We start from the raw sequence: 13,332 nt of genomic DNA on the forward strand, positions 1-13,332 counted from the left end.
CACCCGCGGCGGTCCGGGGCGAAGAAGGTCCGATGAGGACCGAGTCCGGGGCATCCTGGGGTCACGTGTCCGCCGCCGGGGCACCGGAGAACAGAGCACCGGTGGCCGCAGCCCAGGAGGAGACGACGAGGGTTCTCGTGGGGCTGCCCGACCCGCCGGAGCAGCCCCACGAGGTCGCTCAGCCCCCGACGGGCGTCAGCTTGATCAGCTCCCAGCCGCCCTCCGGCACGTCGTCGGTCGGGTCGGTGCGCAGGTTCATCGGATTGGCCATCCCGAGGTACAGGGTCGAACCGTCCGCGACCATGGTGCGGAAGCCGTAGTTGAGGTAGTTGCCCAGCCCCTTCGTGTCAACCGCGGTGGCGGGCCGCCGGCTCGACTCGAACATGTACAGATCGCCACCGAAGAGCTCCGGGTCGATCTCGATCGGGTCCAGGTCATCGCTCAGCCCCCGCGCCGCGTTGGCGAAGCCCATCTGCCTCGCGGCCTCGGGCAGCAGGTCCTTGGCGAGGTAGCTCCAGTCCATCGTGCCGACGAACAACCGCCCGCCGGCGACGGCCATGGTCCAGGTGTAGTTGGTGTAGATGTTGCCGAACCCGATGTGACCGTAGCGCGGACGGTAGCCGGTGGAGGTCCACTTCCAGGCGCCCGCGCCCTCGTTCGCCGCCGGGTCGTACGCCGGCAGTTTCGCCTGTCCGTAGAGCAGTTCCACCCTCTCCTGGGGGGTGTCGAACCGCTTGCCCCGGAAGATGCTCACGGCGCGCTGGGACTTCTCCAGCATCGCCCGCGCCGCGGTCTCGTCGGCCGGCGGGTACAACTCGGCTAGCACGCTCGTCGACTTCATCGGGACGTGCATCGTCCCCCAGTAGAGGTAGCCCTGGTAGGAGGCGAGCGCGCCAAGGCCGTACGTGCCGGCGATGACCGGATCCGGCTCGTAGGACGCCGCGCTCCAGACCTGCTTCCACAGCGCGGTGTCCTCCTCCGTCAGACCCGGCGCACCGTCGGTCAGCGGCGGGCTCATCCAGACGCCGGCGATGCCGGGGTTGGCCTCGTCGGTCGGCGTGACACGGGGACGGCCCCAGCCCGCGCCGGTTGCGCCGGCCGCCGAGCGTCCGGCTGAGGAGCCGCCGTTCGCCGCCGACCAGGTGCTGACGAAGACCCGACCGTCGTGCTCCGTCAGGTCGGCGATCTGGGCCGGCAGTTGGCCGACCTCGACGAAGTTGAACGGATTCGTGCGGTCCCCGGCCCACCGCAGCATGTACCCGCCGTCCCGGCCGTTGGCACCGACCCCGACGCCCGCATAGAGGACGTCGCCGGCCACCAGGAAATGGCGGATATTGCCGTACTTGGTGAAGTTCGCCGAGCCGAGGTAATCGCCGGTGACCGTATCGAATGCGAACATGTTGACCGTCTGGCCGAGAGCCGGCCCGGCGAGCAGGACGACTCCCTGGTGCGTTCCGCCGGCCCGCAGCCCCAGCGTCCTCTTCAGCCGAGACGCGTCGCCGGGCGACGCGTTCACGATGACGTCCGTCTTCTCCGTCTGCACTTTCGAGGACAGGTCGTAGACGTACACCCGGGGATGACGGTGATCGCCCACGTTCGTCGGCATGGTCGGATTCTGCACCACGATCTGACTGTTCGCGAACTCACACGCATAGTCATCGTTCAGTCGCGGCTCGGGCAGAGAGAGAGTCGATCCCGTCACGATGCAGTTGACATTTGCTCCGGTGCCGAACCAGAGTCGATTGTCCGCCTGGGCGAGCGACCACACGTACGCCTGGTTGACCTTGGCCTGACCCTGCGCACACGGCGGGCCGGCCGGGTAGGGCATCCCGATGCCGTTGAAGCACTCGTCCGGAACAGCCTTTCCCAGCAACTCGTGCTGGAACGTCGTCGACGCCCGCGGCGACAATCCGGTCACTCCCGGGCTGGCCGCCGTGGACGGAACGCCGGCAAGAACGGGCAGGACGCCGAGGACGACGGCAGAAAACAGACGCCATCTAGACATTTTGGGCCGATGCATCAGTGCCCTTTCATTCAACGTGATCCGCTGACAACAATGCGTAGACGATTACTCAGCCCAACGAAAGCAACACCCACGGTGACGCAGGAACAAACACCCACGGTGACGCAGGAATAACAGACATCGGGTTTCGGCAAGCGTCGCCAGCATCGCTCCGCCGCGCAGACAGCAAAAGTCGGCAGGACGATTCCGGTGGATAGCTGGCCCGGATTTCGGGCGTCCACAGCGTACCGTCGACAACTGTTTCTGTCAGCCGTCCTGCATGGACACGAATGGTCACGAAACGCGATGGGCCCGCCCGGGACTCGGCCACGAGGGATCGACCACGAGGATCGGGACTCCGACGACCACCGATGCCCGGCCGGTTCGCGGAGACAGAAGAAGGGCCCCGGCCCGGTGGAAAACACCAGGCCAGAGCCCTTGTTGCTGGCGCGCCCGGGAACCGGAGCCCGGCGCCCGCAGATAGGTTCCGCTCGCCTCCCCGGCAGCGCGCTCGTTCCTCAGGTCGTGGCCGGCACCGGCGCGCCGAGTTGGCGGTAGAGCCCGAGCCGGTCCATCTCGTCCCAGTGCCCGGCGAGCAGGCCGTCCTCCACGACGAAGATGTCGACCAGCCCGATCGAGAACTCCCGACCCGAGGGCGGGATGTCGAGGATCGCGCCGACCCGGCGGCCGGAGAACGTCATCCTGACGACGATCTTGTCGCCCTCGACGATCACGTCCTCGACCGGCAGCCGCAGGCCGTCCACCGCCGAGCACCAGCGCGCCACCGCCTGCTTCATCCCGTCGCGGCCCTGCGCCGCCGCCGGGTTGGGGTGGCGATAGCCGGCCGCCACGCAGCGGTCCAGGCGGCTCAGATCGCCATCGTTGTACGCCCCCACGAAATCGTCCACGAGACGCAGCGCGTCATCCCTGTCCATCGTCGCCGTCCTTCCTCACCGTGAGTTCGCGCCTGCCGGACGCCGGGTGTCCGCCGTCGCCAGCAGGTCCCGCGCCGGAGGGTTCTCGGGCGCGACCGCACGTCGGGAACCGTCAGCCCGAGGTACCCGCTCTCGCGGAGGTCGGCGAAGTTCTCGAACGGGAACGCCCGCTCTGGTCGTACTGTCGGTCGCGCTGACGGAACGTGGCAGCCAGCCGGTCGGCGAGCTCCACGAACCGGTTCTGGGACGGGGGGGCAGTACGACTTCACCGCGACTCCTTCCGGGTGGTGGTGGCGGTTTCCCGCGCGGCGGGAGCCTCACGCCGGCCGGCGACGACCAGCCAGGTCCGCATCACTTTCGGCACCGTGCGCGGCGGGGTGCGCGGAACCCAGCGCCGGCGCGCGATGGCGAGGTCGCTCGGCTCGCGCACCCGCGCGTCCCAGCCGAGCGCGCACAGCCACTCCTCCGGATCGGCGAGCCCCGACTGCCACGGCCGGCCGCCCTCCCCCATCTCGCGCAGCCAGTCGCTCAGCCACGGCGCGCGGTAGGTGTTTGGGTTCACGTGCCCCACCCCGTCCACTGCCGGTAGTAGCGCCGCCCCCGGCGGTGGACCTTCCAGCTGTCGAGCAGGTCGTGGCGCACGTGGTCGGCCCCGAAGTTGATCCCAGCGCAGCCCGCGGCGGCCAGCAGTTCGGCGAACTCCTCGTCGAAGGGCGCGGGCTGACAGTAGATCCACAACCGCAGTTGGTGCAGCGGGCTGCCGTGGTCGGCGTCCTTGCGGCGGACGATCTCGCGGAGCAGGTTCTTGCTGCCGGCGATGTTGAGGATGAACTCGCTGTCCGTGGTGTGCAGGTCGTGGATGCCCTGGGCGAGCAGCATCTCCATCTCGTCGACCACGGCGGCAGTGTCCCGGCCCGCGAAGCTCGTGCCCTCGGCGTTCGGCTCCACGCAGTGCGCGCACCGGTAGGGGCAGCCGTTCCTGGTCAGGATGGGCTCGCCGCCGGATGGGGTCGGTCATCCGCGATTACGAACTGTCGACCCTGCGACGCTGGATCGACGGCGCGGACACCGACCCGGAGGACGCGCTCGTCGTGGACATCGCCGCCGGTCTCGGCGCGTCGGTCAACGAACGGCCCCGGTTGCTGACCACCGCCCTCGGCTACCCGGGCTCGGCGCTGAAGTGCGACCCGCAGGCGCGGACAGATCCGGGGGGTTGCGTGGTCCGGGCGACGCCGCAGGGGCGGCTGGTGCTCGAAAGCGGCTCGCTCGCTCGTGCTCAGCCGGCGGACCTGGGAGGTGGACATCGCGCGGCTGCCGACCCTGCCGCGCGAGCAACTGCGCGGCCCGGATGGCGACGTCGGACGCCGTTCCCGCAATGCCGCCGGACGGCTGGTGCATCATGATGGAGGCGTGGGGCAACGCGTACCTTCTACCCCTGGCCCCGGCACAGAGCAGGAACTGTCCCATGGAGGCGGTCATTCCCAAGGCGACCGTCGCCACATCGTTCGGCACGGACTGCATCGTGTCGTAGATCGCCATTCCGGCCGTCACCGAGCCGCCCGGGGAGTTGATTCACAACTGGATGTCGGCCCCCGGATCCTCGCTGGACAGGATCAACAACTGCGCGCAAATCCTGTTGGCGACGCTGTCGTCCAATTCGCTGCCCCGCACGATGATCCGCTTCCCGAGCAGGCGGTCCTGGACCACGGTCAGCATCCTGACCGCGATCACCTGGCCGACGAAACCCGTCTATGGAAAGGCGAGGGAGAACACTGGGCGCGGCACGTGGCGGAACCGCGTCGGGGACGGTTCCGCCACGAGACCTGACCTGAGCCGACGGGCTCACGCCCGTGCCGTCGACCCGGCCACCGACGACGGGTCGGTGGCGGGCCGACGGCACGGCATCGGACGCGGCGGCGGTCAGCCCGGCAGGACCACCTGCGCCGGGTTCGACCGGTTGGTGGTGGTGCCGTCGCCCAACTGCCCGGACGTGTTGTTGCCCCAGCACCACAGGCCGCCATCGGTGCGGATCGCGCAGCTGTGGTAGGTGACGACGAAGCCGTTCGTCCAGGTGGTGGCGGTCCCGACCCGGGTCGGGGTGCCCCGGTGGGTGGTGGTGCCGTCGCCCAGCTGCCCGTACGCGTTGTAGCCCCAGCACCACAGGCTGCCATCTGCGCGGACCGCGCAGGACGAGTCGACGCTCGCGTCGACCCTGGCCCAGGTGGTGGCGCTGCCGACCTGCATCGGCGTGGTCTGGAAGCCGGCGCCGCCGCCCAGTTGACCGTACCCGTTCTCACCCCAGCACCACAGGGTCCCGTCGGCGCGGACCGCGCAGGTGTGCGCGTACCCGGTCGTCACGCCGGTCCAGGTGGTCACGGTGCCCACCTGCGTCGGCGTTGCCCGGTAGTCCAGGATGCCGAGACCGAGCTGCCCGTCCGTGCTGTCGCCCCAGCACCACAGGGTCCGGTCGGTGCGGACGGCGCAGGTGTGCCCGAAGCCGGTCGCGACGCTCGCCCAGGTGGTCGCCGTGCCGACCTGCACCGGGGTGGTGGCCCGGTAGGGAGACGTGCCGATGCCCAACTGCGCGCTACGGTTCAGGCCCCAGCACCACAGGGTGCCGGTGGTCCGGACGGCACAGGTGTGATTGGGGCCGGCGCTGACGCTGGCCCAGGTGGTGGCGTCACCCACCCGCACCGGTACGGTGCGGTTCGTGGTCGTCCCGTCACCGAGCTGCCCGTTGTAGTTGCCACCCCAGCACCAGAGCGTGCCGTCCGTCCGCACCCCGCAGGTGTTGCTGGCGCCGGCGTCGATCCGCGCCCAGGTGGCGTCACCCACCCGCGCCGGGCCGGGCCGGCTCGTGGTGGTCCCGTCACCGAGCTGGCCGCTGTAGTTGTCGCCCCAGCACCACAGCGTTGCGTCGGCAGGAATCGCGCAGGTGTGCGCGCTTCCCGCGGAGATCCGGGAAACCGGTGCGGCGGCGAGCGAGGCGTTCGGCGAGCCACGCTCGGCGGAGTTGACGCGAGCGACGGCCGGGCCGGCGGTGAGCCCGATGGCGAGCACGGCGACCCCGATGGATGCCGTTGCCGTGGCGGCGGCCGTTCTTGCCGCCCGCCCCCATCTGGTCCACACGCGACCACCCTGATGTCCGTTCATGTTCTTTTCTCCCCAGACAACGTCGATTTCTGCACGATGGAGGCGGCTTTGCCCCGGCAGGTCGCCAGCGACCAACCATTCGTGTCACTGATCTTAGGCATTGGCTAGCGACAATGCCTAATACTCTGCCGAGGCGCAGCCGGATCCGCCGTTACCGTCCCACGACATTCGGGGCTCAGGCGCGGCTCCATTTCTGGCTGGCCGCTCCACTGCAGTCCCAGATCTGGGCACGCGTACCGTTCGCCGTGCCGTTGCCGACCAGGTCCAGACAGCGGCCCGAACCGACCCCGGTGATCGTGCCGTCGGCGTTGAACCGCCACTTCTGGTTGGACTGGCCGTTGCAATCCCAAATGATCACCGAGCTGCCGTTGGCGGTGGCGGCGCCGTTGACGTCAAGGCACTTGCCGCCGAAGACGCGCAGCTCCTGGGCGGCGGTCGAGGTCCACGTCTGGTTGCTCTGGCCGTGGCAGTCCCAGATGATCGCCGCTGCGCCGTTGGTCTGCGAGCCGCCGTTGACGTCCAGGCACCGACCGGAGGAGACGCTGCGGACGGCCGAGGTGCTGCTCGGCGGCGGGGTGGTCGGGCTGGCGGTGGGCGAGGCCGTCGGCGAGGCCGTCGGGCTGGTGCCGCCGAACTGGGTGAAGAACCTCCACACCTCGATCTTGGTCCAGGTCCTGGCTCCGCTGTCACCACCGCCGTCGACGGGGCCGGGGGTGTGACCGCCGTCGAAGGCGGCCCATACCACCGGATAGCCGGCCCGGCAGCCGGAGTAGGTGGTGGTGATGTGGGTCAGGCTGCCCGGCCTCGGCTCGGGCGGGCTCTGCGGGGTGCACCCGTTGTTGCGCACGAACGTGTCGCGCAGGGACCGCCCGGCGGAGATGTTGAGCACCGCGTCCCCGATGCCGTGCAGCCCCATGTACGCGATGGGTTGCGTGCCGCCGCTGCACCCACTGAGCTGCCCACCGGCGTAGACGGCGACCGCGCGGAAGACGGTTGCCCGGGCGCAGGCCAGGGCGTAGCTCATGCCTCCGCCGTAGCTGAAGCCGAGGGCGAACAACTGCGTGGTGTCGACGCACAGGTCCGCCTGGATCTGCCTGATCATGTCGTCGACGAAGGTGACGTCCTGGCCGCCGGGGTTGGCCCAGCCGTTGTTGTTGCCCTGGGGTGCGACGAAGATGGTGCTGTTGTTCGCCTGCTGCCGCAGCCCGTAGTAGGACCAGGCCGCCCCGTCCGAACCGCCGGAGTCGACGTCGTTGGCGGTGCCGCCGTTCCAGTGGAACCCGAAGATCAACCGATAGGGGTGGTTCCTGTCGTAGTTGTCGGGAATCCTGAGGATGAAGCTACGGTTCTGACCCCCGCTCTGGATGGATCGTGGGCCGCTGGTCAACGTGGGCGCCTTGCCGCACCCAGCGGTCGTCGCAGCCGCTCCGATCCCTGCGGCCGACGCGCTTCCGCTCAGGCCACCGGCCACTGCCGTTGCGCCTGCGGCCACGACGAAGATCGCCGCGGCCGCGATGATTCCGAGAATGGGTCTGCGTTTTGCCATGATGCGGCTCCTGCCACTCGGCATGGACTGATTCCGGCACGGGCATCCACGGCGATCCCCATACCGCCACGACGCGCCATTCCTGACCGCGCTCACCCCTGAGGGGGGCACCCGGAGACGCGCACGACGGGCCCGCGGCGCCCGACCGGCTCAGTTCCCGCAGACTCCATCTCTGGCCCCGCTGCCCGTGCAGGACCAGATGGTGCTCGTATCGTCGACGGCACCCGCGCCTTACGCGGCCGGACGCTGCCCGGACCGCCCGCCGACGTCGAATCGTTTCGGCAAGACCTTAGGGTCATTCAGTGAGATATGTCAATGCCATGTCCGGCGGGTCGCACCGGGCGACCCGCCGCACGCCGCCGGAGCCCGGAGCCTGCTTCCTCCTCAGCCTCCGGCAGGCCGGGTCACTCACCTAAACAGGTTCTCCCGTGCGCCCACCGCGAGCTGAGGCAGGTCAGATGCCGTCATCCCCTTCGACGAGCGCGAACCGGTGTCCCGGCAGCCGCCGCGCCCGGCACCCGGTCCGGAACATCCGGCTCCCCTCGGCGGCACCCAGCGGATCCGGCAGGAATCGGGCCATGGTCAGCTCGGGCCGGTCGAGGTACCCGACGGTCAGCATGGGACCGGCCAGGAACAGCTCTCCGACCTCCCCTGTCGGCACCGGTCCGAAGTCGTCGTCGAGGACGTGCCACCGGTGCTGCGGCAACGGCGCCAACGCGCCGCCCTCCGACACCACCGCCGCCACCATCGCGGTTTCGGCGAAGCCGCACAGCTCCACCTCGTCGGCCGAGCCGGCGTTTCGGTCGATCCGCAACGACCACCGGGCCAGCCCCGCCGCCGCGTCACGCCGGTCGCCCGCGCCCGCAGGCCGCACCGCCGGCAGGACCAGTTCCGCACCGGTGAGCAACGCGCGTGCCACCGCCACCGCGCCCACCAGCGGGTCCGTCGGGACCGGCACGCGCAGCCGGTCCCCCTGGCCCGACCGGGGCAGGCCGCAGTCACCGGCCAACCAGGTCAACTGCGTGCCACGCCACACCACACTCACCGCATCCTCGGCCAGCGGCACCATCAACGACGGTTCCGGCTCTTCCACCAGAGGCGCGGCCACCGTCGACCCGGCCCGGCCACGAGCCTGCCAGGCCGCCCCGGTCACTCCCCGCCAGCGCTGCCGGACCAACGGCCACCCGGCTGGTGCCCCGGGACCAGCCGGGACCAGCACCAGTTCCGGCCGTGTCGCCCGCACCGCCGCCTCCGGGCGACTCCCGGCACACAGGACACAGCTCGCTCCGGCGGCCAGCACCGCGAGGACCGCGCCGATCAGGTCGGCGGCGCAGTCGCCGACGACGGCGACCCGCCGGCCGGGACCGACCCCGGCCGCCACCAACCGGTCAGCGACGTCGTCGACCGACTCCCACAGCCGCCGGTAGGACAGCCGCAGGTGGCCGAAGCCCAGCGCGGGCGCATCGGGCTGTTCCCCCGCCGCCTTACGTAGCAAACCGACGAGGCTGATGTCGGTCGCCACGGAACGGGCCACGTCGCTGGCCCGCACCGCGCCGGTCCGCTCCGCCACCTGCCGGCCGCAGGCCTGGATGGTCCCGGCGAACGGCACGATCCGCCATCCCTCGGGTGGCCGTCGACCGATCGGCCAGACCGCGAAATCCCGGGTCTGGCTGACCACCAGTTGAAAGTAGCGGGACTCCCTCCACCCAGACATGCGGCGCTCCCAGCTCCGGAGACTGGCCCGGCGTCCCTCGCGCCGGCTCGAGGCCGGGGGACACACCGGGTCAAACCTCGACGACATCCGACCGAACAAACCTAAGTGACGCCGGTCATGGCCTGGTCATACCTCACCGGGAGCGCCGCGGGTCGTCAGCGGGCGGTGGGCCTGTCGTCCATCGGTTTGATCAGCCGGGCGGCGGTCGCCTTGCGGATGGCGTCCACCCGGGACACCGCCTGCAACTTGGCGTAGATGTTGGTCAGGTGCCGCTTGACCGTGGCCTCGGTGATGAAGAGCCGGCTGGCGATCTGCGCGTTGCTCATCGCCTCCGCGGTGAGCCGGAGCACCTCCAGCTCCCGCGAGGTCAACGGGGTGCCGTTCGTTCGCGGCTTCTGCCGGTCCAGCCGCTCCACCGTCTCTCGGGAGACCGCCAGCAGGACGCTCTGCGTGGGACGGCGGACCACCGAGCGCACCGCGGCGACCAGGTCGTCCCGCAGGATCGTCTTGAGCAGGTACGCGACGGCGCCCGCCTCCAACAGCTCGTGCACCATGTCCGGGTCGTCGTGCATGGTCAACACGATCACCCGGGTTTCGGATGCGGTCCGTCGGACCTGTCGGATCACCGCCGCCGCACCCGGACCCGGCATCTCGACGTCGAGCAGCAGCACGTCCGGGCGCAGCCGCACCGCGAGGGCCACCGCCTCCGGCCCGGAGGACGCCTCACCGACGACCGCGAACTCCGGCTCGGTGGAGAGCATCTCCCGGATACCGTCCCGCAGCAGGGTGTGGTCGTCGGCCAGGCACACCCGGATCTGCGACCGGACCGGGGCGTTCACAGGCCCGCCTCGGCGAACGGGATCCGCACCTCGACCCGGGTGCCCTGGCCAGGCGCGCTGATCAGCTCGACCTCGCCGTGCAGCAACAGGGCCCGCTCGTACATCGACGGCAGGCCACCCCGGGCACAGTCCGGGTCGGTGGTGTCGAAGCCGCACCCGTCGTCGACCACCGTGGCGGCCACCGCGTTGTCCCCCACGTCGATTACGATGTCCAGCCGGGACGGTGCGGCATGCCGCACCGCGTTGCGGGCGGCCTCCCGCAGGATCAGGTACAGCTCCTCCAGCACGTCGGGCGGGAGCACCTTGAGGTCACCGTTTGCCACCAGCGAATACCGCACCGAGGGCGGCACGTTAGCCTCCAGGTAGCCGCGCAGGGTACGTTCCAGTCCGTACTCGCCCACCGAACGACGGAGTTCGGCAGAGAGGCCACGCACCGTACGGACCGCCTCGTCCAGTGACTCGATGGCCGCGTCGATCTTGGCCCGGGCCTGCTCCAGATCGCGATCGGCGTAGTGCCGGTGCAGGTCGAGCCGGTGCAGGGTGAGCCCCATCTCGTGCAGGACCCGGTCGTGCAGCTCCCGGGCGATCCGATTGCGCTCCTCCTGCCGGGACGCCTGCAACTTCTGCATCAGGAACCCCACATACGACAGCGAGGCCAGCGCGACCCGAGCCATGATCGCCTCGTGCAACGCGCGGCTGAGCCGGAGCACCCCGGCGCTGTCCGTGGCCGGCAGGTCGCGCGTGATGACCGGCAGCATCACCTCGAAGAGGGTGGTCGCGGCACGGAGCGACTGGACCGGATGGATGCCGCGCCGGGCGCGGTCGGCACCGATGTCGACGGTGAACAATCGAGCCTCGCCGACCAGATCCATCGGGGGCGCCTCGGTCATGGACACCCGGGCCGCGACGTCGTTGAGCACCGCCCGGACCTGCGCCGCGAGCTGCGCCAGGACATCGGGACCGTTGACCAGTTCGCTTTCCTGTTGACTCAGTGAGCGATGGAACGCTTCGACGATCTCCCGCGCCATCGAGGACAGTTCGGCCTCTGTCACGGGCTGCATCGCGTATGGCTTCGCCACGGACCCCCCCGCTATCTCGGCAGAGGCTACCACGGTAGCGCGCCTGTCGCGCAGCGTAGACCCTCTGCCGACAGCGACGGATGTGACCGTCCACACCCGACTTGCTCGCCGACGACCCCGGCTGCTGTCAACCCGGAAAGATCCCCAGCACGCTCAGGTGCACCGCGTACTGGCTGACCATGAAGAGCCGATACGGGCGGCGCTGGCGACGGCGCCCGGTGGCACCGGCGCCGAGGAGCAGGCAACCGACCACCCCGGCCGCGCCGAAGGCCAGCACCACCGCCGGCAGGACCAGCACCGGGGCCAGTAGCAGGGCGCCGGCCAGCAGCACACCGCCGGCCACCGCCACCAGGACGGCCATCAGCCGGCGGGCGGCCCCGTCGCCCAGCAGCACCGGCAGGGTACGCCGGCCGGCCACCCGGTCACCGTCCACGTCGGAGAGGTCTTTGGTGGTGCCGGCCAGCGCCATCCACAGCGACATCGCCACCATCAGCACCATCAACTCCGAACGCACCGGCCCATCTGCCGCGGCGGCTCCGGCCAGGTAGGTGACGACCCCACCGGACGCCACCACCAGCACGAAGCCGGCCATGTTGCCCTTCTGCGGCCGGGGACCGGCCGAGTAGAGCCAGCCGAGGGTCAACATCAGCGCCACCAGCCCGGCAAGACGCGCCGAGACCGCCGCCGCCGACAGCAGTGCGAGCCCGGCCAGGGCGACTGCGGTCCGCCGAGCGACGCCGACCGGGAGCGTTCCGCTGGCGAGCGGTCGCAGCGAGCCGTTGCGCCGGTCCTCCACCTGGTCGGAGAGCCCGTTCAGCAGGTAGACGAACCAGGTCGCGCAGAGCCAGGCGAACGCGCCCACCAGCAGCGACCCGGGCCGGGTCAGCACCGCCTGCGGGGCGGCCACGGCCGCGCCCGCGAGAAAACGCAGCTGGAAGACGACCTGCACGACGGGGCGGGCTTCCCGCCAACTCGCCGCCAGGTATCGGCAGCCTTCCGCGACCGCCACCGTCGACGGCCGTACGACACCCGCGGACCGGGAGTACCGGTCGAACCGAATAACCGAGTGGTAGGTCATGTGAATATCGTGGGCGCGGAACCCGTGACTCGGTTCATCCGAGTCACTGACTTACACCTACGACGATGGTCGCAGAGCGACTACCACCTACCTCCACTTTCGCCGGCACGTTGATTTCGCCACCTTGGTCTCCCCAGCGTAAGCAATTTACGGTCGGCAGGTCACCCCCACCCAGGGAACGGCAGATCGTGGTGGAGCAATATGTCAGACAACACAGCCCCGTCGAGCGTCGAACTACTCGGCGGATTCCGGATCACCATTGACGGTCGCACCGTCACCAACTGGCGGGCCGGCCGGTCCCAGGCGCTGGTGCAATACCTGCTGCTGCACCGGGGCCGGCCGGTCAGCAGGGACACCCTCCGCTCGGCGCTGTGGCCGCACCTGCCGCCGTCGGCCGGCACCACTTCGGTGAAGGCCGCGGTGCACGGGGCCCGGCGCGCCCTCTGCCCGACGGGCGAGGGCCACACCCCGGTGCGGATCGCCTCGGTGGACGGTGGCTACCTGCTCCAGACCGATCAGCTCTGGATCGACGTGGCCTCCTTCGAACGACGGATCACCGCCGCCAACGCCGCACTCGCCGCCGGCGACCGGGCGCTGGCCGCCGGGCACCTACGGCGCGCGGTGGAGGTCTACCGGGGCGACCTGCTCCCCGCGCAGGACGCGGAGTGGGCCGTGGCCGAGCGGGAATGGTGCCGCACCCGCGCCCTGCACGCACTGCGGCTCCTCAGTGACCTGGCGCTGGAGGCCGAGGACTGGTGGACCGCGATCCGCTGGAACCGCCGGGCGTTGGAGGTGGATCCGTACGACCCGGTCCCCTCCGCCGCCCTGGCCGACTGCCACCGCAAGCTCGGCATCACCGCGGCGGCGCTGCGGTGGGACGAACTCGCCCAGGACCGGCTGGCGCAGGTGTGACCGCCGGCCGAACACGACCGCCCGCCATGGAGGGAGCAGCATGACCATCACGATCCCGCTGGAGCGTCCAGCAT

At 70.4% G+C, this 13,332-nt stretch carries 12 protein-coding genes and 1 pseudogene; 2 read left to right on the forward strand and 11 right to left on the reverse strand.

Annotated elements, in window-relative coordinates:
* Positions 1–178 precede the first annotated feature (178 nt).
* From E1258_RS10045 to E1258_RS10065, 4 genes are all read right to left on the reverse strand, one after another.
* The gene (locus E1258_RS10045) at positions 179–2,020 is read right to left on the reverse strand and encodes a hypothetical protein (protein ID WP_132398984.1); all 1,842 of its coding nucleotides are present in this window, start codon (positions 2,018–2,020) and stop codon (positions 179–181) included.
* A 500-nt stretch (positions 2,021–2,520) separates the two neighbouring features.
* Positions 2,521–2,937, reverse strand: coding sequence for an ester cyclase (locus tag E1258_RS10050; RefSeq protein ID WP_132398986.1), 417 nt, complete (start codon positions 2,935–2,937; stop codon positions 2,521–2,523).
* Positions 2,938–3,202: 265 nt separating this feature from the next.
* On the reverse strand, positions 3,203–3,499 hold the full coding sequence (locus E1258_RS10060; RefSeq protein WP_132398988.1) for a hypothetical protein: 297 nt from the start codon (positions 3,497–3,499) through the stop codon (positions 3,203–3,205).
* Positions 3,496–3,927, reverse strand: coding sequence for a radical SAM protein (locus E1258_RS10065; RefSeq protein ID WP_371688594.1), 432 nt, complete (start codon positions 3,925–3,927; stop codon positions 3,496–3,498). Before E1258_RS10065 ends, E1258_RS10060 begins: the two co-directional genes overlap by 4 nt.
* Before the next feature lie 14 nt (positions 3,928–3,941).
* Here E1258_RS10065 and E1258_RS33205 point away from each other — a divergent pair, with 14 nt between their 5' ends.
* Entirely contained in the window at positions 3,942–4,340 is a 399-nt protein-coding gene (locus E1258_RS33205) for a hypothetical protein (RefSeq protein WP_165949707.1), read from the forward strand.
* Here the strand turns inward: E1258_RS33205 and E1258_RS10070 are convergent.
* From E1258_RS10070 to E1258_RS10100, 7 genes and pseudogenes are all read right to left on the reverse strand, one after another.
* A pseudogene (locus E1258_RS10070) lies at positions 4,267–4,653 on the reverse strand (ClpP family protease); the annotation flags it as partial. The gene E1258_RS33205 and the pseudogene E1258_RS10070 overlap by 74 nt on opposite strands.
* Before the next feature lie 204 nt (positions 4,654–4,857).
* Positions 4,858–6,090, reverse strand: coding sequence for a hypothetical protein (locus E1258_RS10075; RefSeq protein WP_132398990.1), 1,233 nt, complete (start codon positions 6,088–6,090; stop codon positions 4,858–4,860).
* 175 nt (positions 6,091–6,265) lie between these two features.
* Positions 6,266–7,636, reverse strand: coding sequence for an RICIN domain-containing protein (locus tag E1258_RS10080; RefSeq protein ID WP_165949708.1), 1,371 nt, complete (start codon positions 7,634–7,636; stop codon positions 6,266–6,268).
* A 454-nt stretch (positions 7,637–8,090) separates the two neighbouring features.
* Positions 8,091–9,350 carry an AMP-binding protein gene (locus tag E1258_RS10085; protein ID WP_165949709.1) on the reverse strand — a complete coding sequence of 420 codons (1,260 nt, stop codon included), beginning with the start codon at positions 9,348–9,350 and terminating at the stop codon, positions 8,091–8,093.
* A gap of 155 nt (positions 9,351–9,505) precedes the next feature.
* Positions 9,506–10,189, reverse strand: a complete 684-nt coding sequence (locus E1258_RS10090; RefSeq protein ID WP_036374435.1) for a response regulator transcription factor — start codon at positions 10,187–10,189, stop codon at positions 9,506–9,508.
* Positions 10,186–11,250 (reverse strand): sensor histidine kinase, encoded by a 1,065-nt coding sequence (locus E1258_RS10095; RefSeq protein ID WP_132398996.1) that lies wholly within the window; start codon positions 11,248–11,250, stop codon positions 10,186–10,188. The genes E1258_RS10090 and E1258_RS10095 overlap by 4 nt, the downstream gene beginning before the upstream one ends.
* A gap of 145 nt (positions 11,251–11,395) precedes the next feature.
* Positions 11,396–12,346, reverse strand: coding sequence for a UbiA family prenyltransferase (locus E1258_RS10100; protein WP_132398998.1), 951 nt, complete (start codon positions 12,344–12,346; stop codon positions 11,396–11,398).
* 201 nt (positions 12,347–12,547) lie between these two features.
* On the opposite strand from E1258_RS10100, the gene E1258_RS10105 reads away from it, so the two are divergent.
* On the forward strand, positions 12,548–13,258 hold the full coding sequence (locus tag E1258_RS10105; protein ID WP_132399000.1) for a BTAD domain-containing putative transcriptional regulator: 711 nt from the start codon (positions 12,548–12,550) through the stop codon (positions 13,256–13,258).
* Positions 13,259–13,332 lie beyond the last annotated feature (74 nt).

It is taken from the genome of Micromonospora sp. KC207, assembly GCF_004348615.1.
Classification (GTDB): domain Bacteria; phylum Actinomycetota; class Actinomycetes; order Mycobacteriales; family Micromonosporaceae; genus Micromonospora.

Excerpts from the sequence above, each read along its gene's own strand:
- E1258_RS10080 (WP_165949708.1), bottom strand. The coding sequence starts at position 7,636 with ATGGCAAAACGCAGACCCATTCTCGGAATCATCGCGGCCGCGGCGATC.
- E1258_RS10050 (WP_132398986.1), bottom strand. The coding sequence starts at position 2,937 with ATGGACAGGGATGACGCGCTGCGTCTCGTGGACGATTTCGTGGGGGCG.
- E1258_RS10075 (WP_132398990.1), bottom strand. The coding sequence starts at position 6,090 with ATGAACGGACATCAGGGTGGTCGCGTGTGGACCAGATGGGGGCGGGCG.
- E1258_RS33205 (WP_165949707.1), top strand. The coding sequence starts at position 3,942 with ATGGGGTCGGTCATCCGCGATTACGAACTGTCGACCCTGCGACGCTGG.
- E1258_RS10095 (WP_132398996.1), bottom strand. The coding sequence starts at position 11,250 with ATGCAGCCCGTGACAGAGGCCGAACTGTCCTCGATGGCGCGGGAGATC.
- E1258_RS10100 (WP_132398998.1), bottom strand. The coding sequence starts at position 12,346 with ATGACCTACCACTCGGTTATTCGGTTCGACCGGTACTCCCGGTCCGCG.
- E1258_RS10045 (WP_132398984.1), bottom strand. The coding sequence starts at position 2,020 with ATGCATCGGCCCAAAATGTCTAGATGGCGTCTGTTTTCTGCCGTCGTC.
- E1258_RS10105 (WP_132399000.1), top strand. The coding sequence starts at position 12,548 with ATGTCAGACAACACAGCCCCGTCGAGCGTCGAACTACTCGGCGGATTC.
- E1258_RS10085 (WP_165949709.1), bottom strand. The coding sequence starts at position 9,350 with ATGTCTGGGTGGAGGGAGTCCCGCTACTTTCAACTGGTGGTCAGCCAG.